Raw genomic sequence first — 22,516 nt, 5'->3', positions numbered from 1 at the left:
GCGGACCCCGGTTCCGGGAAGCCGCCGCCCGGGCACGGCTCGCGTTTCCCCCGGGCCGGGGGCAGGCTGGGACCATGCCGGAGCTGCCCGAGGTCGAGGCCCTGCGGGAGTACCTCGACGAGCACCTCACCGGGCGGGTGGTGGAACGCGTCCTCCCGCTCGCGGTGAGCGTGCTCAAGACGTACGACCCGCCGCTGACCGCCCTCGAAGGGCAGACGGCCGGCGCCACCGCCCGGCACGGCAAGTTCCTGGCCCTGCGGATCGGCGAGCTCCACCTCGTCACCCACCTGGCCCGGGCCGGCTGGCTGCGCTGGCAGGACACCCTGCCCGCCCAGCCGCCGCGCCCCGGCAAGGGGCCGCTCGCGCTGCGCGTGGTCCTGGCGGGCGGGGAGGCTTCGACCTCACCGAGGCCGGCACCCAAAAGCGCCTCGCGGTGTACGTCGTACGCGATCCCCAGGACGTGCCCGGCATCGCCCGCCTCGGCCCCGATCCGCTCGACGGTGCCTTCGGCCGGGACGCGTTCGCGGCCCTGCTCGCGGGGAGCGGCGCCAGATCAAAGGCGTGCTGCGCGACCAGAGCGTCATCGCCGGTATCGGCAACGCCTACAGCGACGAGATCCTGCACCGCGCCAAGGTCTCCCCTTCAAACTGGCCGCGTCCTTCGACGAGGAGCAGACCACCCGGCTCTACGCGGCCGTCCAGGACACCCTGCGGGAGGCCGTCGGCCGGGCGCACGGAGTGGCCGCCGGGAAGCTCAAGGCCGAGAAGAAGAGCGGGCTGCGGGTGCACGGCCGGACCGGGGAGCCGTGCCCGGTGTGCGGGGACACCGTCCGCTCGGTCTCCTTCGCCGACTCCTCGCTCGAGTACTGCCCCACCTGCCAGACCGGCGGGAAGCCGCTCGCCGACCGGCGGCTTTCGCGCCTCCTCAAATAGCGGGGCGCTGCGTAGACTCCGGCACCATGGCCGAGGACCAGCAGTCGCCGCCCCGGCGCGAGATCGTCACCGGGGTGCCCCGGGGCACCCGCCGCCGGCCGCCCGCGCACACCCCGGCCCGCTCGGAGATCTCCGAGCAGACCACCCTGGGCGCCACCTACGTACGGGCCCTCATGCGCAGCCAGCTGCGCGCGGGGATCTGGGCGCTGGCCGCACTCGCGCTGACGGTCGGGGCGCTGCCGCTGGTGCTGCTGCTGCCGCGCGCGGCGTCCGGGCCGCTGGTGTGGCTGGCGCTGGGCCTGCTGGTGTATCCGGTGATGTGGCTGATCGCCCGCTGGTACGTCATGTGCGCCGAGCGCAACGAGGCTGATTTCACCGGCCTGGTGATGGACCCGGCGGAGGCCCCGGGCCCCCGCCGTCCTGTGTAGCCCCGGGCCGTCCCGTGTGGCTCCGAGCCGTCTCGTGCAGCCCGGGCCGTCCCGTGTGGCCCCGGCGGGTCCTCAGAACAGGTGCATCGCCAAGTGGCCCAGCGGCAGGCCGAGTTGCCAGGCCGGGGTCCACACGCGGGCGTTCTCGTCCAGTCCCGCAGGGGTGTCGGCGTGGCCGTGCCGTCCGGGGTCGAGGTTGGTGGCGAACAGCTCCGTGCGGTCCAGCCAGCGCCAGGCCGCCCGGGCCAGTTCCAGGTCCGGTTCCTCGGCACGGCCGCGCTCCCGGGCCTCCTCGCCCAGCGCGAGGAACCGGGTGTGCACCCAGTCGCGCCAGGGGTGACCGTACGCCGTCAGCGAGAGCCACTCGTCGAGCTGGGAGACCACGCGGATCCCGGAGAGTTCCCCGGCCGCGTCCGAGAGGTAGATCGTCAGCGCGAGCGTGTCCCGCCCGGCCCGGAACTCCAGGGTGCTGACCGGGATCAGCCGGCCCGTGCGCAGCAGTTCGTCTGCGATGTACTCGGCGTAAAGCCAAGCCATGGGCACCGCGAGCCCGCCGTCACTGGTGCCGTTCATACCCTCGGGCTGCACCGTTCCACCTTCTCCCGCGCGTTCAGCGTCCCGCCGTCAGCCCTGAGCCTTCACCGAGCGGCTCGCCGGGCGGGGGATGTTTACTCAACTTGAACGGTCTGATGCCTCATTCCATGCGGTTTGTGTCCGGTTCACATGTATTCGAGGCGGTCCTCGTCGTCTTCGCCGTCTTCTTGGCAGCCCTCTTGGCAGGGGCCCGTGCAGCCGGCCGGCTCAGGCGCCGAGGCCGTACCCGTACCCCTGGAGGTCTTTGCGCAGGGCGCGCAGGGCGTAGTACGTACGGGACTTGACGGTCCCGGCCGGGATTCCGAGCTCGGCGGCGGCCTCGGCCACCGAGCGGTCCTGGAAGTAGACCTGCATCAGCACCTCGCGGTGCTCCGGGCCCAGCGAACCGACGGCCCGCCGGACGTCGATCGCCGTGACCGACCCGGCCACCGCGTCCTCGGGAGCGGGTGCCTGCTCAAGCCCCTCCGGGTCCACCTCCTGCGGCCGTGACAGGCGGGCGCGCCGGGCGTCGATGGCGAGCCGCCTGGCCACCGTGAACAGCCAGGGCCGCATGGATTCGTGCTCGCTCGACAGGACCTCCGGGTGTTGCCAGACCCGTACGAGGGTCTCCTGTACGAGGTCCTCCGCGCGCTGGGCGTCCCCGGCGGTGAGCCCGACCAGGAAACCGAACAGGGCCCGCCCGTGGTCGCGCTGGAGTTCGGCCAGCGCCTCGGGGTCGGTACGCCGGAGGGCGGGGGAGAGCGGCACGAGGGGCTCCTTCCGGGGTGCGTGGATGTCCGTGCGGGGAGTCGACGCATTCACCCTGACCTGCACGGAGCCCCGACGGGAACCGTCCGGTCCGGCCGGTGCGCCCAAGCACCCGGGTCATCCGGTGGGCGGCCGGGCCGGGCGGTGAACGGTCGAACGGCGCGGCGAACGGCAGGGCGCCCGGCGGCGGCCATCGGAGTGGTCGCGCCTCAAGTGGACGGAGCCGTTCCTTGACTATTGACGTCTTGTTATGTGGATTACGAGAGATCGGATAGTCGTACTAATGAGAGCTGGGGCAGATGACCAAGCGCACCCGACAGGCTGCCGCGCTCCTGTCGGCCCTCCTGCTGTCGGCGGCCGCAGGCTGTTCGGCCGCGGGGGAATCGGCACCGGCACGCCTGGGTGAATCCGGCGGACCGGTTGCCTCCAGTGCCGCCGGGTCTCCCGCGGCCAAGGGGTTCACGCTGGTCGCGAGCGGCGACGTACTGCCCCACACCTCGGTCATCCAGCGGGCGGCCAACGACGCGGACGGCGACGGGCACGACTTCCGGCCGATGTTCTCCGGCGTCAAGCCCGTGGTCTCCGGGGCCGACCTGGCCCTCTGCCACATGGAGACCATCTACGGGGAAGAGGGCGGGCCCTTCTCCGGCTACCCGGCCTTCGTCTCCCCGCCGAGCGTCGCCGACGCGCTGAAGGAGACCGGATACGACGGCTGCTCCACGGCCTCCAACCACACCCTGGACGACGGGGCCGACGGGCTGCGCCGCACGCTGGACCGGTTCGACAAGGTCGGCCTGAAGCACGCCGGCTCGGCCCGTACGGCGGCGGAGGCGGCCACGGTGACCACGTACACGGCCGGCTCCGCCAAGGTCGCGCACCTCGCGTACACCTACGACACCAACGGCTACCCGCTGCCGCCGGGACAGCCGTGGGCGGTCAACCTGATGGAACAGGACAAGATCGTCGCGGACGCGCGGGCGGCCCGGAAGGCGGGCGCGGACGTGGTGCTGGTCAGCCTCCACTGGGGCACCGAGTGGCAGACCGAACCGGACGAGAAGCAGCTCTCCCTCGGCAAGGCGCTGACCGCCTCGCAGACGGGCGGGCGCCCGGACATCGACATGATCCTGGGCACCCACGCGCACATCCCGCAGCCGTACGAGAAGGTCAACGGGACGTGGATCATCTACGGCATGGGAGACCAGGTCGCGGGTGAGATGTTCAACTACTCGGGTGCGCGGGACATGCGCGGCAACTACGGATCGATCGGCCGCTTCACCTTCGCCCCGCCGGCCGCCGCCGGACAGCGCTGGCAGGTCACCAAGGCCGAGTTCGTCCCGCAGATGATGGACCTCTCCATCGGCCGGGTCGTCAACCTCCCCGCCGCTCTGGCCAAGGATCCCGACCAGAGCGACTACGAGACCGCTCAGGACGCCATCACCGAGGCGGTCCTCAGCCGCGGCGCGGCCAAGGACGGCCTCATCGTGGCGAAGTAGCGGACCGGGTCCCTCAGGGGACGACGGTCACGGGCCGGCGGCAGGCCTTGACCAGGCGGATCGCCAACGAACCCACGAAGCAGTGGCCCGCCTGTTCCGAGGCGCACCGGCCGGACGTACACCGGGCTCGGCGCGCGGAGCGCCGTCGGCCTCCCTACAGTGCGAACCATGAGTGTCACCGTGGAGCAGACGCGCGGAACCCGGAACCGCTTCCTCAACCGGGTACCGGACGGCTTCGGCGCGTTCTTCGGCGCGCTCGGTCTGCTGTGCGCCCTGCTGGCGCTCTCCCCGACGCTGCGGCGCCTGTTGAGGCACGTCGTCCGCTTCATCGACCTCGTCGTCGTCCCGGTCAGCGCCAACCTCGCCTACGCCGTCTTCCTCTTCCTGCTCGCCGCGGCCCTCGGCACCCGCAAGAAGGTCGCCTGGTGGATCGTCGTCACCTATCTGGCCCTGCTGATCCTCGACGACGTGATCGACATCGCCGTCGGCGACTACTGGGTCGGCTTCTCCTCCATGGCGCTGGCCGTCGCCGCCATGGGACTGCTGATCGCCGCCCGCGACGAGTTCTACGCCGCCTCCCGGCCCGGGGCGCTGTGGCGCGCCCTGATGGTGCTCGGCCTCGGCCTGCTCGCGGCCGTCCTCGTCGGCTGGGGCCTCGTCGCCCTCTTCCCCGGCACCCTGCCCAAGGGCCAGTGGCTGGACTGGGCCGCCAAGCAGGTCTTCGGCGGTCTCTTCTCCGCCCGCCAGTTCGACGGCCACCCGCCCCGCCCGCTGTACTTCCTGCTCGGCCTGTTCGGCGCCCTCGCCCTGCTGAACGCCGCCGCGACGCTCTTCCGCTCCCAGCGCCTGACCGCCGCCCTGCACGGGGACGAGGAGCCCCGCATCCGGGCCCTCCTCGGCGCTTTCGGGCGCGCCGACTCCCTCGGCTACTTCGCCACCCGGCGCGACAAGGCCGTCATCTTCGCCCCCAACGGCATGGCCGCCGTCACCTACCGGGTCGAAGCCGGAGTCTGCCTCGCCAGCGGCGACCCGGTGGGCGACCCCGCCGCCTGGACCCCGGCCATCGACGGCTGGCTGGCCGTGGCAGGCCGCTACGGCTGGCAGCCCGCCGTCATGGGCGCCTCCGAAGAGGGCGCGACCGCCTACGCCCGATCCGGGCTCAGCGCCCTCCAGCTCGGCGACGAGGCCATCCTGCAGGTCGCCCACTTCGACCTCGACGGCCGCGACATGCGCGTCACCCGCCAGGCCGTCAACCGCGTCAAGCGCACCGGCGCCACCACCCTCATCCGCCGCCACTCCGCCCTCTCCGAGGACGAGATGCAGACGATCGTGGACCGGGCCGACAAGTGGCGCGACACCGAGACCGAGCGGGGCTTCTCCATGGCCCTGGACCGGCTCGGCGACGCCGCCGACGGAGACTGCCTGCTGGTCGAGGCCTTCGACGCCGAGGGAGACCTGATCGCCCTGCTCTCCTTCGTCCCGTGGGGCAAGGACGGCATCTCCCTCGACCTGATGCGCCGCGACCGCACCGCCCCCAACGGGGTCATGGAGTTCATGGTCGCCCAGCTGTGCGCCGCCGCACCCGGCCTGGGCGTGCGCAGGATCTCCCTCAACTTCGCCGTATTCCGCTCCGCCTTCGAGGAAGGCGGCCGGATCGGCGCCGGCCCCGTCCTCAAGCTGTGGCGCAGACTGCTGCTCTTCTTCTCCCGCTGGTGGCAGCTGGAGGCCCTCTACCGCTCGAACGTCAAGTACGGCCCCGAGTGGTACCCGCGGTTCCTCTGCTACCAGGACGCCGGCTCGCTCGCCCGCGTCAGCCTCGCCTCCGGCATCGCCGAGGGCTTCGTCTCGGTACCGAGCCTGCGCACCCTGTGGGGCAACGGTCACCCCAAGGGCCTCACCAACCCCGCCACCACTGAAGGTCTGCCCTCCATCGCCTCCCTGAACCTGCAGGCCGTGGGGGAGGAGGCCGAGGCCGCGAAGGCCGAGCGGCTGCCGGAGCAGGTGCGCGTGCGCCACGACAAGATGGAGCGCATCCGGGCCGCCGGCACCGACCCCTACCCGGTGGGCATCCGTCAGCGGACCCACACCGTGGCCGAGCTGAAGAAGGCCTTCCCCGACCACCCGCCCGGCGCCCGCTCCGGGGAACAGGCCACCCTCGCCGGACGCGTGATGGTCGTACGCGACCTCGGCGGCGTGGTCTTCGCCGTCCTGCGCGACTGGTCCGGGGACGTGCAGCTGATGTTCACCCGCGACGAGGCCGGGGCCGGCGTACTGGACTCCTTCACCTCCCAGGTCGACTTCGGCGACCACGTGGTCGCCAGCGGCGAGACCGGCACCAGCAAGTCCGGCGAACCGTCCCTCGTCGTCCGGTCCTGGCAGCTCACCGGCAAGTGCCTGCGCCCCCTCCCCGACAAGCGCAAGGGCCTCGCCGACCCGGAGGCCCGCGTCCGGCGCCGCTACCTCGACCTCGTCGCCAGCCCCGAGGCCCGGGACGTCGTACGGGCCCGCTCCAGCGCGGTCCAGGCCCTGCGCCAGGGGCTGCTGGAGCGCGGGTACCTGGAGGTCGAGACCCCGATGCTCCAGCAGATCCACGGCGGCGCCAACGCCCGCCCCTTCCGCACCCACATCAACGCCTACGACCTGGACCTGTACCTGCGCATCGCGCCCGAGCTGTACCTCAAGCGGCTGTGCGTCGGCGGCATGGAGAAGGTCTTCGAGATGGGCCGCACCTTCCGCAACGAGGGCGTCTCCTACAAGCACAACCCCGAGTTCACGATGCTCGAGGCCTACCAGGCCTTCGCCGACTACGACGTGATGCTCGACCTCACCCGCGAGCTTATCCAGGGCGCCGCCACCGCCGCCTTCGGTTCGCCCGTCGCCCACAAGGCGGGACCGGACGGGAAGCTCGTCGTCCACGACATCTCCGGACCCTGGCCGGTCAAGACGATGTACGGGGCGATCAGCGAGGCGCTCGGCGAGGAGGTCGACGCCGACACCGAGGAGCACGTCCTGCGCAGGCTGTGCGACCGGGCGGCCGTTCCGCACGCCCCCGACGACACCCGCGGCGACGTGGTCCTGGAGATGTACGAGCGGCTGGTGGAGGAGCGGACCAAGCTGCCCACCTTCTACAAGGACTTCCCGACCGACGTCTCCCCGCTCACCCGCCAGCACCGCAAGGACCCGCGGCTCGCCGAGCGCTGGGACCTGGTGGCGTTCGGCACCGAACTGGGCACCGCCTACTCGGAGCTGACCGACCCGGTCGAGCAGCGCCGCCGTCTCACCGCCCAGTCCCTGCTGGCGGCGGGCGGCGACCCGGAGGCGATGGAACTCGACAACGACTTCCTGGACGCCCTGGAGTACGCGATGCCGCCGACCGGCGGCCTGGGCATCGGTGTGGACCGCCTCGTCATGTTCCTCACGGGGCTGACGATCCGCGAGACCCTCCCGTTCCCCCTGGTACGGCGCGGCTGATCGGGTGAGGGGGAGGAGGCGCGTCCGCGCCTCTCGACATCCGCGGCGATGTCGTTGATACGTAGTAATAATGAAAAATGACGAGCCGACAGTAGGGCGGCGCGCGCTCCTGCGCACCGCCGTCTTCCTCGGAGTCGCGGCCGCCGCCGGGCTGATCGACGCGGGCGGCGAGGGCGGTACGCCCGGGCCCGGGCCCGCTCCTGCGGCCGGGCCGGGGCCGCATCCGGCGGCGGGACCCCCCGGGATGCTCCCCGACGGGAGACTCGAGAAGTCCTACCGGCTGAGGCCGATGACGGCCGAGGCCCCTGCCCGGCCGCCCGTCGCGAAACCGGCCGTACGGACCCGCCCCATCCTCGAACTCCCGCCCGGCACCGCAACGGGCAGCTCCATGGTGCTCACCTTCGACGACGGGCCCGACCCCCGCTACACCCCCGGGATCCTCGACACCCTCGCCCGGTACGGGGTGCGCGCCATGTTCTTCGTCTGCGGGGAGATGGCCACCGAGAACCGCGACCTGCTGCGCCGGATGGCCGCCGAGGGCCACGTCATCGGCAACCACACCTGGACCCACCCGCTCATCCCCAAGCTCAGCCGGCCCGCCCTGGTCTCCGAGATCGGCCGCACCAGCGAGGTCGTACAGCAGACGGTGGGCGAGGCGCCCGTGTGGTTCCGCGCGCCGTTCGGGGCGTGGAACCGGGCCGCCTTCGAGATCGGGGCGGAACTCGGCATGGAGCCGCTCGCCTGGACCGTGGACACCCTGGACTGGAAGGAGCCGGGGACCGGCACGATCGTCTCCCGGGTCCTGGCGGGCGCCGGGCCCGGCGTGATCGTGCTGTCGCACGACGCGGGCGGCGACCGGTCGCAGAGCGTCCGGGCCATCACCTCGTACCTGCCCCAACTGCTCGCGCACGGCTACCGGATGACCCTGCCGACGCTGCCGCCCCGCTGAGGAGGATTCTCCCCGGCGAGGCGGCTCAGGCCGTCCGGCCGCGGCCGCCGCTCAGCGGGCCTCCACCATCCGGGCGAAGACGACCACGTTGCCCTCGTAGCCCCGGGACTTCGAGTAGCCGCCGCCACACGTGATCACCCGGAGTTCCGCGTGCCCGGTGTCCCCGTACACCCGGGCTCCGGGGAAGGCGTCCTTGGAGAACACCTCCACGCCGTACACCTCGAACACCGCCGTGCGCCCGTCGTACCGCTCCACCTCGATCTGGTTGCCCGGCTTGACCGAACCCAGGCCGTAGAAGACCGCCGGGCCCTGCGCGTTGTCCACGTGCCCCACGATCACCGCGGAGCCCCGCTGGCCCGGCGAGATGCCGTTCAGGTACCAGCCGGCCAGATTGCGGTCCTGCGGCGGCGGGGCGTCGATCCAGCCCTCCGCGTCCAGCCCGACCGTCATCACCGGAGCGTCCACGCTGATCGTGGGGATCCGGATGCGCTGCACCGACGAGTGCTCCAGCACCTCCAGATCCGTCGGCGCCTGCGGAGGATTCGCCGGCAACTGGTCGGCCGTCACCGCGACGGCCGAGGCCGCGGTGGGCTGGGGCGGCCCGTCGTCGATGCCCACACCGTTGCGCACCATGGCGAGGCCGCTCAGCATGACCAGGGCGAGTACGCCCCATGGTGAGAACTTGCGTGACTTCCCGGTCTCGTCCTCGTCCTCGCCCATCGTTCTCCCTTCCCGACGCGGGGGTCCCGACCCGCGATCCTGTCCCACCCCGTGTACGCCCTACTTCACGCACGCTAAGGCCGCCCCGGCAGGACGGCGAGAGGGGAGGGGCGAACGGGTGGCGCCGCCGGAAGGGGGCCGGAAGGGGTGCGCCCATCCAGGTAATCGTCACATAAATGCCTGACGGGTCGTGACCTGCGGATCCGTCAGTTGCGTGGCCCGCGCTTCGGCGTGTCGCTCAACCGGGCGGCCCAAAGGCGGAAATGCGGAGCTTGCGGGCCGCCCCGAGGGTTCGAGATGGGAGGCGTTCTCGTCGATCATCCGGGGCCGACGCTCCGGGGCGCTTTCCGCTGGAGGTTCCATCATGCGTGTTATGCGCGCTCTCATTGTGGCGGCGGCAACCTGCGCCGCGATCGGCCTCAGTACTCCAATCGCCGCTGCGAACGTCTCCCCGCTCGGCGGGGACGTCGGCCGTGGCGGGGAGGGGGCGGCCGTGGCGGGGACGGCGGCCGCGGCGGGGACGGCGGTCGCGGCCCCAGCAATGTTTCGGTCAACCCCTTCGCCGTGCACCAGGGATCCACGATGCAGGTGAGCGCGTCGGGCTGCGGACACGGCGGTACCGTCGCCTCGCACGGCAACTTTCCGCCGGCCAACCTGTCCGCGGGTTCGATCGGCTTCGCCACCGTCCGGATCTTCAACCACGCCTCTCCGGGCACCCACACGCTGTCGGTCAAGTGCAACGACAACAGCCTGGTCGCCACGGCCCGCTTCAGGATCCTCGAGGGCAACCCCTCGCAGGGCGGCATCGGCGGCTCCATCGGCCCGTCCACCGCCGAGACCGCCATGGGTGCCGGCCTCGTCGGCGCGGCGGCCCTCGGCGCCGGAGCACACGTGCTGCGCCGTCGCCGCCCGATCCGCGGCCGGGCCTGACCGGCCGACCTCCCCGGTCAGTCCCCTCGGGGGTGTCTTCCGGGAACGCACCCCCGCCGCCGGTCGCCCCGGGTCCTGGCCAGGACCCGGGGCGACCGGCGACCGGTCATGTGCAGTCCGGGAACGGAGGCACGGCGGGGCATGACGAGGCATGGCGGGGGGCTTCAGTGGCCGCGGCCGTTGCGGCGGCGGCGCAGGGTGTACGCCGTGCCGGCCGCGGCGGCGAGCAGGAGGCCCGCGCCCGCGCCGAGCTCCACGGGGTCCATGCCGGCCACACTGCCGCCCACGCCTCCCTGAACGCCCCGGGCGGAGGAGGTGATGGCGCCGGTCGCGGCGGTGGTGGCGGTCCGCGTGGAACTGGTGGTCGGCCTGGTGGTGCCGCCCGCGATCGTCAGATCGGCCGAGCCGGTCTCCCCGTTGCAGGTGAACGAGACGGAGTACACGGCTCCGCGCCGGGCGTCCCGGTCCACCGTGACCCGTACGGTCTGGCCACGGGCGATGCTCACGGTGTCGAAGACCCCGGAGGAGGCGGTGGCGTAGGCGGCGTTGCATCCGGTGACCGAGAGGACCGTCTGGCCGCCGGGAGCGACCGTGGACGGGGTGAGTGAGAAGCCGAACGAGGTGATCTGCCGGGCTGCCTCGGCGGAGGTCGCGGGGGTCGCGCCGAGGGCGCCGAGCACGAGTACGGCGCCCGTGGCGCCGGCGCTCAGCAGGGCTGTGGCGGAGGTACGTATCGCACCCATGGTTGATTCTCCGGATCCCCGAGGAGCAGCCGCGGAAGGGGTTTCCGCACGTGGGGGGTCGTGCGCCTCGATGTCCGCCACGCTAGGTCCCGGTGCCTTGACCCGCGATCAGGAACGGGCGAATGGGGCATGACCTTAGGCCGAACCGGGGACGGGAGGCCCGTCCCCGGTTTGCCGGACGCCGTCCACCGACAGCTGCCGCCGGCTTCCGGCAGGGCTCTCAGTCCCCGAGACCCAGATGCGGGAACTGCGCGAGGAACGGTTCGGCGGTGGCCGAGATGCCCCTCCCGAAGGGCGCGTCGAAGTCCCAGATCAGGAACAGCAGGAAGGCGATCAGCGCGCTGAACAGACCGGCCAGCAGCAGCTCCCGGAACGAGCGCCGGATCTGCAGGGTGAAGATCAGACCGACCGTCACCAGGGCCCCGGCAATGAGCCCGAACCACACGACCCCCGGCATCGTGGCTCCGGCGCCCTGGCCGCGCGCACTGCGGGCGTCGTCCACCACGGCGACCTGGTCGACCAGCGGCTGGTACGCCTGCCCCTCGTGGTCGGTCTTCGGCTCGTAGTCGGTGACGTCCCGGCGGATGCGTTCCAGCAGTTCGCCGCCGCGGTCCGTGAGCCTGCCGTGGTCGGCCATCTCCCTCCACTCCGTGTCCACCACGTACGTCACGTACGCGTCGACGTCGGACCGGATCGTCTTGCGGACCTCGGCCGGATAGACCTCGGAGCGGACGCTGATCTCGTGGAGGGCCTGCGCCTCCTGGCGCACGTACTCCTGGGAGGCTCCGCGGCCCTCCCAGACACCGGCGATGGCCAGGCCCAGGACGATCGCGTAGATCACCCCGATCATCATCGTCATGTACTCGATGACGTCCGGGGTTTCGTTCGGATCGTCGTCCTCGCCGATCCTGCGGTGGTTGAAGAAGGCAATGGACAGCACCACGGCGCAGGCCGCCGCCATCGCGATGGTCAGGACGAGCCATTCCGACAAGATGACTCCCAATCGGGTACAGGTGGGGCAGAAGAGCTACCGGGGGCGCAGCGCGACGATCGCCAGGACCGCGGGAGCCGCGGTCAGCAGGGTGAAGGTCACCGGTGAGACGTGGTGTTCGACCGGTTTGCGGGCCGGTGCGTGATAGGTGGGGCGGGCTACCGGCCTGGTTACGGGCGGTGGCGTCACCGGGGTGGGCTCGGGCGGGGCGGGGGTCTCGAACACCCGGGGCGGGGCGGGCCGGGGCGGCGCAGGTTTCGGCGCGACGGGCTTCGGCACCGGCCTGGGTACGGGCTTCGGCGCCGGTTTGGGCGGGGGCGGGGGTGGCGGCGGCGTGGGTTTGGGCGGTGGGGCCGGCGACGGCGGCGGCGTGGGTTTCGGCGTGGGCTTCGGAGGCGGCGACGGTGACGGCTTCGGCGGGCAGGGCGGCGGTGGCGGTGGCGGGCAGTGGTGCCCGCCGTGCCCGCCGTGTCCGCCGGGCTTGCCGCCGTGGTGGCCGCCGCCGTGATGTCCGCCGTGATGTCCGCCACCCGGGCCGCCTCCGCGGCCACCGCCGGAGGCCGACGCGACCAGGGTGACGGCGGCAGCGCCGTCGCCGGAGTCGGTCGTCGCGTAGGCGCAGCTATCAGCCACGGCCGGCGTGACGGAGAGGGCCGCCCACAGCAGGACCGGGACCACCAGCAGGCGCCTGGCACAGGCTTTGTTCACCCGGGGAGCATGGGCCCGCGTGCGCCCGCGCAGGCGCGGGTCCGCCTCGGTTCGCCTGATCGGGTGGAGTGCCGACCGGAAAGGTTTGAGCCAATCATGGGTCGCTCGGCGGGCAGGTCCGGACGCTCACCGCGCAATTCCCAAAAGGGATTTGTCGGTATCGATCAATGTGCCCGAGGGGTGCGGCAGGTGTGTTTGGTGTGTGACGAAGAACGGATCGCCAATTTCCGCTTTTGCTCGCCCCGTTGGGCAATGATCAGTACATTCGGCTCGGACAGGAGTCCGACCGTGGACGGACCACAGCAGGAACAACGCTTGGAGACCCCGATGGAGCGCCCCGCCTGGGCCCCGCCAGGCATCGACATATCGGTGCCGAGCGTGTCCCGCATCTACGATTACTACCTGGGCGGCTCCCACAATTTCGAGGTCGACCGCCAGGCGGCCCGCCGTGCCATGGAATTCATGCCGGGCCTGCCCAAGATCATGCAGGCCAACCGGGCATTCATGCGCCGGGCCGTGCGGCACGCCGTCGCCCAGGGCATCACGCAGTTCCTCGACATCGGCTCCGGCATCCCCACCTTCGGCAATGTCCACGAGGTCGCCCAGGCCGCCAGCCCCGAGGCGCGCGTGGTCTACGTCGACCACGACCCGGTGGCCGTAGCGCACAGCCAGGCCGTCCTGGCCGGCGACGAGCGCAGCGGTGTCGTCGCCGCCGACCTCCGCAAGCCGCGGGAGATCCTGGCCGCCCCGGAGGTCACCCGGCTGCTCGACTTCGACCGGCCGGTGGCGCTCCTGCTCGTCGCCGTCCTGCACTTCCTGGAGGACGCGGACGATCCGTACGCGGCCGTGGCCGAGCTGCGCGACGCGCTGGCCCCCGGCAGTCTGCTGATCCTCACGCACGCCTCGTTCGAGGGGATCCCGCTCTCGGAGGAGGTCGCGGGCGGGGCCGTCGGCGTCTACCGGGACATCCGCAACCCCCTCGTCATGCGCGGCGGGGAGCAGATCCGCGGCTTCTTCGACGGGTTCGAGATGGTGGAGCCCGGGCTGGTGTCCATGCCCGAGTGGCGGCCGGACGGCGCCGAGGCGGCGGAGGACGGCGGCGTTCAAGAGGACCCGTACGCCTTCTCGGGCTACGGCGGCGTGGGACGCAAGGCGTGAGACTCCCGGCACAGACGGCGGGCGCGCCGGACGCCGCCGCGGCGCCCGCCGGAGCCCCGGCCCCCGGGCCCGGGGCAGCGCAATCCGCGGCGGCGGAGCCACCGGCGGCTCCCAAAGGCGGTATCGAGGACCGGATCGCCCGCTTCGCGACCATCTGGGGGCGGGCGATCTTTCCGGTCACGGCGACCTCGCTGACCCGCGTCGAGTTCGAACGGCACCTCCTCCCCCTCACCCGGACGCTTGCCGAGGCCCTGCACGCCCGGCCCTTCGACGCCGGCGTCGCCCAGCGGGTCGGCGCGGAGCTCGTCGCCGTGCACTGCACCGACCCCGAGGCGCTGTCGGGCACCCTCGGGGTGATCGAGTCGTACCTGGTGCTCTACTGCGGGCCCACGGGCTCCGGTGGCTCCGGGGCGGAGGACACCGAGGAGTACCGGGCCCGCTGTGCTCGCCTCCAGCACGGGATCGCGGCGGGTTTCGCCCGCGCCCTGCGCGAGCGCACCCTCAAGGAGCAGGAGGCCATCGCCCGCTCGGCGCTGACCGCCCGCGCCGACGCGCAGGAGGCCCTGCACGCGAGCGAGTCGCGTTTCCGGGCGGTCTTCGAGGGGGCGGCCGTCGGGATCGGCATCGCCGACCTGGACGGCAACATCCTCGAGGTCAACGACGCACTGCTGCAGATGTTCGGCGGCCTGGAAGGGCACGTCAGGGGCCGCAAGGTCAGCGAGTGGGGACACCCCGACGACACCCCGCACGTCTGGCGGATGCACGGCGAGCTGGTGCGCGGCGAGCGTGAGAACTTCCGCGTGGAGAAGCCGTACTACCGGCACGACGGCACCGTGCTCTGGACCAACCTGACGGTGTCCCTGCTGCGTGACGCCGACGGGGTGCCGCGCTACCAGCTGGCGCTGATGGAGGACACCACCGAACGCCGGCTGCTGAACCTGCGCCTGCGCTACGAGGCGACCCACGACGCCCTGACCGGGCTGCCCAACCGCACGCTGTTCTTCGAACGGCTGGAGAAGGCCCTGAGCGGGGCCGGGGGCAGCCGCTTCGGCCTGTGCTACCTGGATCTCGACGGGTTCAAGACGGTCAACGACAGCCTCGGCCACTCGGCGGGCGACCGGCTCCTGGTGGAGGTCGCCGACCGGCTGCAGAGCTGCGCGACCGGCCCCGGCGAGGTGGTCGCCCGGCTCGGCGGAGACGAGTTCGTCGCCCTGACCACCGGCCCCGACACCGAGCAGGAGGTGACCGACCTAGCGGTCCGCATCCTGTCCGCCCTGTCGACGCCGATCCGGATCGAGGGCCGCGAGCTGACGGTCCGGGGCAGCATCGGCATCGTCGAGGGCCCGGCCCGCGAGCGCACCCCCGCGGAGGTGCTGCGCAGCGCGGACATCACGATGTACCGGGCCAAGGCGGCCGGCGGCAACCGCTTCGAGTTCGCCGACGCCGAGGCCGACGCCCGGGCCATCACCCGCCACGGACTGACCAACGCCCTGCCGGCGGCGCTGGAGCGCGGCGAGTTCTTCATCGAGTACCAGCCGCTGGTCCACATGCACGACGGCAGCGTGCACGGCGCGGAGGCGCTGGTGCGCTGGTCGCACCCGCAGTACGGGGTGCTCGGCCCGGACCGCTTCATCCCGCTCGCCGAACGGACCGGACTGATCGTGCCGCTCGGCCGCTGGGTCCTGGAGGAGGCCGTCCGCCAGGCCCGCAACTGGCAGCGCCAGCTCGGTGGCTCGTCCCTGCGCATCAACGTCAACCTCTCGCCGACCCAGCTGCACCACCCCGGCCTGGTCGCCGACACCGTCGCCGTGCTGGAGAAGTCGGGCCTCGCCCCCGGTGCGCTGTGCCTGGAGGTCACCGAGTCGGCCCTGATCGGCGCCGATGACGAGCTCCTGGAACCGCTGCGCCGGCTCGCCGCTCTCGGTGTCGACATCGCGCTCGACGACTTCGGCACCGGCTACTCGAACCTGGCCAACCTGCGCCGCCTCCCGGTCAGCGTCCTGAAGCTGGACCGCTCCTTCACCCAGGGGATGCAGCAGAGCCCGGCCAACCCGGTAGACGTCAAGATCGTGGAGGGGATCGTCGCCCTGGCCCACAGCCTCGAACTCGCCGTCACCGTCGAGGGGGTGGAGACCGGAGCCCAGGCCGCCCAGCTGCGCGCCCTCGGCTGCGACACCGCCCAGGGCTGGTACTACGCCCGCCCCGGAGCCCCCGACCGCATCCACACCCTCTCCCTCTGCGACGCCGTGCCCACGCCGTCCTGACACCGGCCGCTCGCCCGCCCGGGATGGGGGTGGCGAGCGGGCCCGCCGGTCAGTTCATGCCCGCCTCCGTCCCGCGCCCCGGTTCACGGACCGCCGCCGTCACCCGCTCCATCCGCCGGGTGGTGTCGGCCAGCACCTCGGCCGCCACCGGCAGCCGCTCGGCCTCGTACGTGTCGAGCACGCCGTCCGGAGCCGGGCCGGTGAGGGCGGCGGCCAGGGTCCGGGTGAGGGCGGCCGCGTCCTGGATCCCGGTGTTCATGCCCAGCCCGCCGGCTATCGGGTGGACGTGCGCCGCGTCCCCGGCGAGGAAGACCCGGCCCTCGCGCATCCGGGCAGCCATGCGGACATTGGCCCGCCACGACGAGAGCCAGGTGGGATCCGCCAGCCGGATCCCCGGCACCCGGGCGTGCCGGTCGAAGAGCCGCTGGAAGCTCTCCAGTGACGGCGGCAGCGGCTCTCCTCGCCCGTCCGGCTCCGGCGAGGCCTGAAGCTGGAAGGTCTGCGTCCCCGGTATCGGACAGAGCAGGATTCCGCCGCCGTCCGAGGTGAACCACTGGTGCCAGTAGTCCCGGCTCAGCCCCGGCGCGGTCACGTCCCCGAGCACCATCGACGGCGCCTCCTCCGTGTGTCCCTCGAAGGGGATCCCGAGGAGCTCCCGGGTCGGGCTGTGGCCGCCGTCGCACCCCGCGGCGTACTCGGCGCGGACCGAGCGGCCGTCGGCCAGCCGCGCGGTGACCCCGGCGGAGTCCTGGGCGATCCCGACGACCTGGGCCTCGTACTCGACCCGGACTCCGAGGCCGGCGAGCCGCTCGCGGAGTACCTCCTCGACCTGCCACTGGCCGATCAGGAGGCCGCCGTTGCCGGCCGGCGTGTCGTTGATGTGAGCGCCGTCGAAGTACTTGCGCAGGACCAGGTCGGGGGTGCCGATCGCGGAGAGCCGCTCGGCGACGCCGAGCCGCGCGAAGACCCCCAGGCTGCTCGGGGTGAGGCCTTTGCCCCGGGACTCGCGGTGGGGTCGGGAACGCCGCTCGAGGATCCGGACGGAGACGCCTCGCAGGGCCAGTTCACAGGCCAGGGTGAGTCCGGTGGGGCCGGAGCCCGCGATCAGTACGTCGGTCATCGGAAGTCCTCTCGTCGCGTCGATGACTCAAGGAAAGCGGCTCCCCGACAAAAAAGCAACCCGGTTAAAAAAATAACTCGGTACAAAAAATAACTCGGTAACGAATCCGTGGTAGGGTGTGAGGCATGGACAACACGACGGGTCTGCGCGAGAACAAGAAGCTCCGTACGCGCCGCCGACTGGCGGCCACGGCGCTTGAACTCTTCCTGGAACGGGGCTTCGATGCCGTCTCCGTGGCGGATATCGCCGCTGCGGCCGAGGTTTCCAAACCCACGCTGTTCCGGTACTTCCCGAGCAAGGAGGACCTGGTGCTGGACAGCTTCGCCGACCATCAGGACGAGGCGGCGCGCATCGTGCGCGAGCGGCCGGCCGGGCAGGGCCCCGTCGGCGCCGTGCGCGAGCACTTCCTGGCAGCCCTCGACCGGCGGGACCCGATCACCGGGCTCTGTGACCACCCCGCCGTCCTCGCCTTCGAGCGGCTGGTCTTCTCCACCGCCAGCCTGGATTCCCGCCTCGCCCTCTACACCGCCCGCGAGGTGGAACTGCTCGCCGCCGCCCTCGAAGCCGAGTCCGCCCCGCCGCTCACCGCCCGGCTGGCGGCGCTGCACCTGGTGACCGTCCGCCAGGAGCTGGGCCGGGAGAATTGGCGCCGGATCGAAGCCGGGCGGAGCGCCGACGAAGCCCATCCGGCAGCCGTCGCCGATGCGGAGGCCGCGTTCGGCATGCTGGCCGGAGGGCTCGACCAGGTGTTGCCCATACGCTCCGCCCAGGCCCAGGCCCAGGCTTAGGCCCGGGCCGGCCGGCCGCCCTGTCCGGGCCGGTCAGCCCAGCAGGATCCGCTTCAGTTCGCGGGCCGCGCGCGGGGGAGCCACGTCGGTGCGGTGGGCCAGCGCGATCGTGCGGCGCAGCGGGGAGCCCGCCAACGGGGTCGCCCGCAGGCCGGAACCCGCGCGGTCCACCACCATCGCCGGGACCACCGCGACGCCCAGCCCCGCGCGTACGAAGCCCAGGACCGCGTCCATCTCGCCGCCCTCCACCGTGAACACCGGCTCGAAGCCCTCCGCCCGGCAGGCTGCCACCGTCAGCTCCCGCAGGTCGTACCCGTGCCGGAACATCACCATCGGCTCGTCGCGCAACCTGGAGATCGTCAGCGCCCCGCCCCCGCCGGGCGCCGGCAACTCCGCGGAGGAGACCACCACCAGATCCTCCGTCAGCAGCTCCACCGTGGTCAGCGCCGGAGCCGAGGGCGGCAGTGGCAGCGCGATCAGGGCCAGGTCCAGGGCCCCGCGCGCCAGTTCCCGTACGAGATCGAGCGAACCGCTCTCCTCGATCAGCAGCTCGATCCCCGGATGCGCGCGGTGGAAGGCGCGCAGCACGTCCGGCAGCAGGCCCGTGCAGACGCTCGGTGTGGCGCCCAGCCGGACCCGCCCGCGCCGCAGCTGCGCCAGTTCCTGGACCTCCAGCCGTGCGGTGTCCGCGTCCGCCAGGATCCGCCGGGCCAGCGGCAGCAGCGCCTCGCCCGCGTCCGTCAGTGCGATGTTGCCCCGCGCCCGGCTGAACAGCTCGGCACCCAGCTCCCGCTCCAGCGCCCTGATCTGCTGGGACAGCGAGGGCTGTGCCACATGCACCTGCTCCGCGGCCCGCGTGAAGTGCCGGGTCTCGGCTACGGCGACGAAGTACAGAAGCTGCTGGAACTGCATGGGCCCAGGATACGCCCTTCATAGGCAACAGCTATCGAGATCAGCCTCATCATGTCTTGGACCTTTCGGGACCTTAGTCCTTACGGTCAATGGCATGGCTCTGGCAACGCGGACGGGTCGACGGCCGTCCACCACGCGCACGATCTGGGACTCATCCGTCGGCAAGAAGTCCGTGATGGCCGTCTCCGGCCTGATCATGCTCGGCTACCTCGTCGTGCACATGCTCGGCAACCTCAAGATCTTCTTCGGGGCGGGGGAGTTCAACGGCTACGCCCACTGGCTGCGCACCCTCGGCTCGCCCTTCCTCCACCACGAGTGGGCCCTGTGGATCGTCCGCGTGGTGCTGCTCGCCGCAGTCGTCGCGCACGCCGTGTCCGCGTACCAGCTCAGCCGCCGCGGCATCCAGGCCCGCCCGGTGAAGTACGCCCACAAGCGTCGCCGCGCGAGCTACGCCACCCGCACGATGCGCTGGGGCGGGGTCATCCTCGGCCTGTTCATCGTCTGGCACGTACTCGACCTCACCACGCTCACCGTCAACGAGCGCGCCTGGGCCGGCCACCCGTACGAGAACGTCCTCGCCACCTTCTCCACCTGGTACGGCAACACGATCTACATCGTGGCGATGGCCGCCCTCGGCCTGCACGTCCGGCACGGCTTCTGGAGCGCCGCCCAGACCCTCGGCGCGGGCAACGCCCGCCGCGAGCGGGCGCTGAAGTTCCTGGCCAACGCCCTGGCCCTCGTCCTCTTCGCGGGTTTCGTCTCCGTCCCCGTGGCCGTCATGACCGGAGTGGTGAACTGACCATGAGCGACCTCGGAAGCGACTACGCCCGCTACACCACCGGCGAGCCCCTCGCCGACACCAAGGCCCCCGAAGGCCCGATCGCGGACCGCTGGGACCGCCGCCGCTTCGAGGCCAAGCTCGTCAACCCGGCCAACCGCCGCAAGCACACGGTCATCGTCGTCGGCACCGGCCTGGCCGGCGGCTCCGCCGGCGCCACCCTCGCCGAACAGGGCTACCACGTCGTCCAGTTCTGCTTCTCCGACTCCCCGCGCCGTGCGCACTCCATCGCCGCCCAGGGCGGCATCAACGCCGCCAAGAACTACCGCAACGACGGTGATTCGGTGCACCGCCTCTTCTACGACACCGTCAAGGGCGGGGACTTCCGTGCCCGCGAGTCCAACGTCCACCGTCTCGCCCAGATCTCCGTCGAGATCATCGACCAGTGCGTCGCCCAGGGCGTCCCGTTCGCCCGCGAGTACGGCGGCCTCCTCGACACCCGCTCCTTCGGCGGAGTCCAGGTCTCCCGCACCTTCTACGCCCGCGGCCAGACGGGTCAGCAGCTCCTCCTCGGCGCCTACCAGGCACTCTCCCGGCAGATCGCCGCCGGTAACGTCGAGATGCACGCGCGCACCGAGATGCTCGACCTGATCACGGTCGACGGTGTGGCCCGCGGCATCGTGGCCCGCGACCTGATCACCGGTGAGATCTCCACCCACTACGCCGACGCGGTGGTGCTGGCGAGCGGCGGCTACGGCAACGTCTTCTACCTCTCCACCAACGCCATGAACTCCAACGCGACCGCCGTCTGGCGGGCGCACCGGCGCGGCGCGTACTTCGCGAACCCCTGCTTCACCCAGATCCACCCCACCTGCATCCCGCGCACCGGTGACCACCAGTCCAAGCTCACCCTGATGAGCGAGTCCCTGCGCAACGACGGCCGCATCTGGGTCCCCAAGGCCAAGGGCGACACCCGCCCCGCCGCCGACATCCCCGAGGCGGAGCGCGACTACTACCTGGAGCGGATCTACCCCTCCTTCGGCAACCTCGTGCCCCGCGACATCGCCTCCCGCGCCGCCAAGAACGTCTGCGACGAGGGCCGTGGCGTCGGACCCGGCGGCCAGGGCGTCTACCTCGACTTCGCCGACGCCATCCGCCGGCTGGGCCGCGACAAGGTCGCCGAGCAGTACGGCAACCTCTTCGAGATGTACGAGCGGATCACCGCCGAGAACCCGTACGAGGTCCCCATGCGGATCTACCCCGCCGTGCACTACACGATGGGCGGCCTGTGGGTCGACTACGACCTCCAGACCACCGTCCCCGGCCTCTTCGCGATCGGCGAGGCCAACTTCTCCGACCACGGCGCGAACCGCCTCGGCGCCTCCGCCCTCATGCAGGGCCTCGCCGACGGCTACTTCGTCCTGCCCTCCACCATCAACGACTACCTGGCCCGCCACCCGCACCAGGAGGAGATCGACGACAGTCATCCCGAGGCCGCGGCCGCCGTCCGGGAGACCCGCGCCTGCCTCGAGAGGCTGCTCTCCGTCGACGGCGACCGCACCCCCGACTCCTTCCACCGCGAGATCGGCGAACTCATGTGGGAGTACTGCGGGATGGCCCGCACCGAGGAGGGCCTGCGCAAGGCGCTCGACCGGATCCCGGAGATCCGCGCGGAGTTCTGGCAGCGGATCAAGGTCCCCGGCACCGGCCAGGAGTTCAACCAGTCGCTCGAGAAGGCCAACCGCATCGTCGACTACCTGGAACTCGCCGAGCTGATGTGCCTCGACGCGCTCCACCGCGCCGAATCCTGCGGCGGCCACTTCCGCGAGGAGTCCCAGACCCCGGACGGCGAAGCGGCCCGCCGAGACGAGGAATTCGGCTACGCGGCCGCCTGGCAGTACCAGGGCACCGGCGCCGCCCCCGTCCTGCACAAGGAAGACCTGGTCTTCGAGTACGTCCACCCCACCCAGCGGAGCTACGCATGAAGCTCACCCTGCGCGTCTGGCGCCAGCGGAACCCCGACGCCCCCGGCGCCATGGCCTCCTACGAGGTCGACGGCATCTCGAAGGACATGTCCTTCCTGGAGATGCTCGACACCCTCAACGAGGACCTCATCCTGCGCGGCGAGGACCCGGTCGCCTTCGACCACGACTGCCGCGAGGGCATCTGCGGTGCGTGCAGCCTCGTCATCAACGGCGACGCCCACGGACCGGAACGCACCACCACCTGTCAGCTCCACATGCGGTCCTTCGCCGACGGAGACACCATCGACGTCGAGCCCTGGCGGGCCGCGGCCTTCCCGGTGGTCAAGGACCTCGTCGTCGACCGCGGCGCCTTCGACCGCATCATCCAGGCCGGCGGCTACATCACCGCCCCCACCGGCGCCGCCCCCGAGGCGCACGCCACCGCCGTGCCCAAGGCCGACGCCGACTTCGCCTTCGAGCACGCCGAGTGCATCGGCTGCGGCGCCTGCGTGGCGGCCTGCCCCAACGGCTCCGCGATGCTCTTCACCTCCGCCAAGATCAACCACCTCAACGTCCTCCCGCAGGGCTCGCCCGAGCGCGAGACCCGCGTACTGGACATGGTGGCCGCGATGGACGAGGAGGGCTTCGGCGGCTGCACCCTCACCGGAGAATGCGCCACGGCCTGTCCGAAGGGCATCCCGCTCCCGTCCATCGCCGCCATGAACAAGGAGTGGCTGCGGGCGGTCCGCAAGGGCTGACCGGGGTCCCGGTCTGGGCCGATCGGCTGACCCGATGCGCCGACCGGGCGCTCGTACGGGCCGTACGC

19 protein-coding genes and 2 pseudogenes are annotated in these 22,516 nt (G+C 71.9%); 12 read left to right on the top strand and 9 right to left on the bottom strand.

The genetic code is table 11. From position 1 onward, the window contains the following. The first annotated feature begins 74 nt into the window (after positions 1 to 74). Together JIW86_RS08225 and JIW86_RS08220 are read left to right on the top strand one after the other, a co-directional pair. Positions 75 to 932 (top strand): annotated as a pseudogene (locus JIW86_RS08225) (Fpg/Nei family DNA glycosylase). Between the two features lie 26 nt (positions 933 to 958). Continuing rightward, complete coding sequence (locus JIW86_RS08220; RefSeq protein WP_215149282.1) at positions 959 to 1,360, top strand: hypothetical protein; 402 nt, start codon at positions 959 to 961, stop codon at positions 1,358 to 1,360. A 72-nt stretch (positions 1,361 to 1,432) separates the two neighbouring features. Here JIW86_RS08220 and JIW86_RS08215 read toward each other — a convergent pair whose 3' ends face one another. Next, positions 1,433 to 1,933 carry a hypothetical protein gene (locus JIW86_RS08215; protein ID WP_257553179.1) on the bottom strand — a complete coding sequence of 167 codons (501 nt, stop codon included), beginning with the start codon at positions 1,931 to 1,933 and terminating at the stop codon, positions 1,433 to 1,435. Positions 1,934 to 2,161: 228 nt separating this feature from the next. After that, the gene (locus JIW86_RS08210) at positions 2,162 to 2,701 is read right to left on the bottom strand and encodes a sigma-70 family RNA polymerase sigma factor (protein WP_215149280.1); all 540 of its coding nucleotides are present in this window, start codon (positions 2,699 to 2,701) and stop codon (positions 2,162 to 2,164) included. A gap of 299 nt (positions 2,702 to 3,000) precedes the next feature. Between JIW86_RS08210 and JIW86_RS08205 the strand changes: the two genes are divergently transcribed. Continuing rightward, complete coding sequence (locus tag JIW86_RS08205) at positions 3,001 to 4,194, top strand: CapA family protein (RefSeq protein ID WP_257553178.1); 1,194 nt, start codon at positions 3,001 to 3,003, stop codon at positions 4,192 to 4,194. Positions 4,195 to 4,207: 13 nt separating this feature from the next. On the opposite strand, the pseudogene JIW86_RS08200 reads toward JIW86_RS08205, so the two are convergent. Further along, positions 4,208 to 4,297: pseudogene (locus JIW86_RS08200) on the bottom strand (universal stress protein); the annotation flags it as partial. Between the two features lie 65 nt (positions 4,298 to 4,362). Between JIW86_RS08200 and lysX the strand changes: the two are divergent. Next, entirely contained in the window at positions 4,363 to 7,665 is a 3,303-nt protein-coding gene (gene lysX, locus JIW86_RS08195) for a bifunctional lysylphosphatidylglycerol synthetase/lysine--tRNA ligase LysX (protein WP_257553177.1), read from the top strand. A 70-nt stretch (positions 7,666 to 7,735) separates the two neighbouring features. After that, positions 7,736 to 8,614 (top strand): polysaccharide deacetylase family protein, encoded by an 879-nt coding sequence (locus JIW86_RS08190; protein WP_257553176.1) that lies wholly within the window; start codon positions 7,736 to 7,738, stop codon positions 8,612 to 8,614. 51 nt (positions 8,615 to 8,665) lie between these two features. Here the strand turns inward: JIW86_RS08190 and JIW86_RS08185 are convergent, their stop codons facing one another. Next, on the bottom strand, positions 8,666 to 9,334 hold the full coding sequence (locus JIW86_RS08185) for a class F sortase (protein WP_257553175.1): 669 nt from the start codon (positions 9,332 to 9,334) through the stop codon (positions 8,666 to 8,668). A 582-nt stretch (positions 9,335 to 9,916) separates the two neighbouring features. On the opposite strand from JIW86_RS08185, the gene JIW86_RS08180 reads away from it, so the two are divergent. After that, complete coding sequence (locus JIW86_RS08180) at positions 9,917 to 10,264, top strand: hypothetical protein (protein WP_257553174.1); 348 nt, start codon at positions 9,917 to 9,919, stop codon at positions 10,262 to 10,264. Between the two features lie 164 nt (positions 10,265 to 10,428). Here the strand turns inward: JIW86_RS08180 and JIW86_RS08175 are convergent, their stop codons facing one another. The 3 genes from JIW86_RS08175 to JIW86_RS41420 form a co-directional block, all read right to left on the bottom strand. Beyond that, complete coding sequence (locus tag JIW86_RS08175; protein ID WP_257553173.1) at positions 10,429 to 11,007, bottom strand: hypothetical protein; 579 nt, start codon at positions 11,005 to 11,007, stop codon at positions 10,429 to 10,431. Between the two features lie 220 nt (positions 11,008 to 11,227). Further along, a complete protein-coding gene (locus JIW86_RS08170) occupies positions 11,228 to 11,998 on the bottom strand; it encodes a DUF4239 domain-containing protein (RefSeq protein ID WP_257553172.1) in 771 nt (256 codons plus the stop codon). 36 nt (positions 11,999 to 12,034) lie between these two features. Then, a complete protein-coding gene (locus JIW86_RS41420; protein WP_263862058.1) occupies positions 12,035 to 12,706 on the bottom strand; it encodes a hypothetical protein in 672 nt (223 codons plus the stop codon). A 327-nt stretch (positions 12,707 to 13,033) separates the two neighbouring features. Between JIW86_RS41420 and JIW86_RS08155 the strand changes: the two genes are divergently transcribed. Together JIW86_RS08155 and JIW86_RS08150 are read left to right on the top strand one after the other, a co-directional pair. Then, positions 13,034 to 13,864 (top strand): SAM-dependent methyltransferase, encoded by an 831-nt coding sequence (locus JIW86_RS08155; RefSeq protein WP_257559251.1) that lies wholly within the window; start codon positions 13,034 to 13,036, stop codon positions 13,862 to 13,864. Between the two features lie 122 nt (positions 13,865 to 13,986). Beyond that, positions 13,987 to 16,128, top strand: a complete 2,142-nt coding sequence (locus JIW86_RS08150; protein ID WP_215149322.1) for a putative bifunctional diguanylate cyclase/phosphodiesterase — start codon at positions 13,987 to 13,989, stop codon at positions 16,126 to 16,128. Positions 16,129 to 16,177: 49 nt separating this feature from the next. Here JIW86_RS08150 and JIW86_RS08145 read toward each other — a convergent pair whose 3' ends face one another. Further along, positions 16,178 to 17,248, bottom strand: coding sequence for an FAD-dependent monooxygenase (locus JIW86_RS08145; RefSeq protein WP_257553170.1), 1,071 nt, complete (start codon positions 17,246 to 17,248; stop codon positions 16,178 to 16,180). Positions 17,249 to 17,373: 125 nt separating this feature from the next. On the opposite strand from JIW86_RS08145, the gene JIW86_RS08140 reads away from it, so the two are divergent. After that, positions 17,374 to 18,036, top strand: coding sequence for a TetR family transcriptional regulator (locus JIW86_RS08140; RefSeq protein WP_257553169.1), 663 nt, complete (start codon positions 17,374 to 17,376; stop codon positions 18,034 to 18,036). A 33-nt stretch (positions 18,037 to 18,069) separates the two neighbouring features. Here the strand turns inward: JIW86_RS08140 and JIW86_RS08135 are convergent, their stop codons facing one another. Then, a complete protein-coding gene (locus JIW86_RS08135; RefSeq protein ID WP_257553168.1) occupies positions 18,070 to 18,948 on the bottom strand; it encodes a LysR family transcriptional regulator in 879 nt (292 codons plus the stop codon). Positions 18,949 to 19,042: 94 nt separating this feature from the next. Between JIW86_RS08135 and JIW86_RS08130 the strand changes: the two genes are divergently transcribed. From JIW86_RS08130 to JIW86_RS08120, 3 genes are read left to right on the top strand one after another with little or no spacing between them, the layout of a single operon-like run. Further along, positions 19,043 to 19,747, top strand: a complete 705-nt coding sequence (locus JIW86_RS08130; protein WP_215149268.1) for a succinate dehydrogenase — start codon at positions 19,043 to 19,045, stop codon at positions 19,745 to 19,747. A 2-nt stretch (positions 19,748 to 19,749) separates the two neighbouring features. Beyond that, positions 19,750 to 21,711 (top strand): fumarate reductase/succinate dehydrogenase flavoprotein subunit, encoded by a 1,962-nt coding sequence (locus JIW86_RS08125; protein ID WP_257553167.1) that lies wholly within the window; start codon positions 19,750 to 19,752, stop codon positions 21,709 to 21,711. Then, positions 21,708 to 22,448, top strand: coding sequence for a succinate dehydrogenase/fumarate reductase iron-sulfur subunit (locus JIW86_RS08120; RefSeq protein ID WP_257553166.1), 741 nt, complete (start codon positions 21,708 to 21,710; stop codon positions 22,446 to 22,448). The genes JIW86_RS08125 and JIW86_RS08120 overlap by 4 nt, the downstream gene beginning before the upstream one ends. The last annotated feature ends 68 nt before the right edge of the window (positions 22,449 to 22,516 follow it).

It is taken from the genome of Streptomyces sp. NBC_00162, assembly GCF_024611995.1.
Classification (GTDB): Bacteria; Actinomycetota; Actinomycetes; order Streptomycetales; family Streptomycetaceae; genus Streptomyces.
Note: the sequence above shows the minus strand (reverse complement) of the source record. Positions and strands in the feature narration are given on the sequence as shown.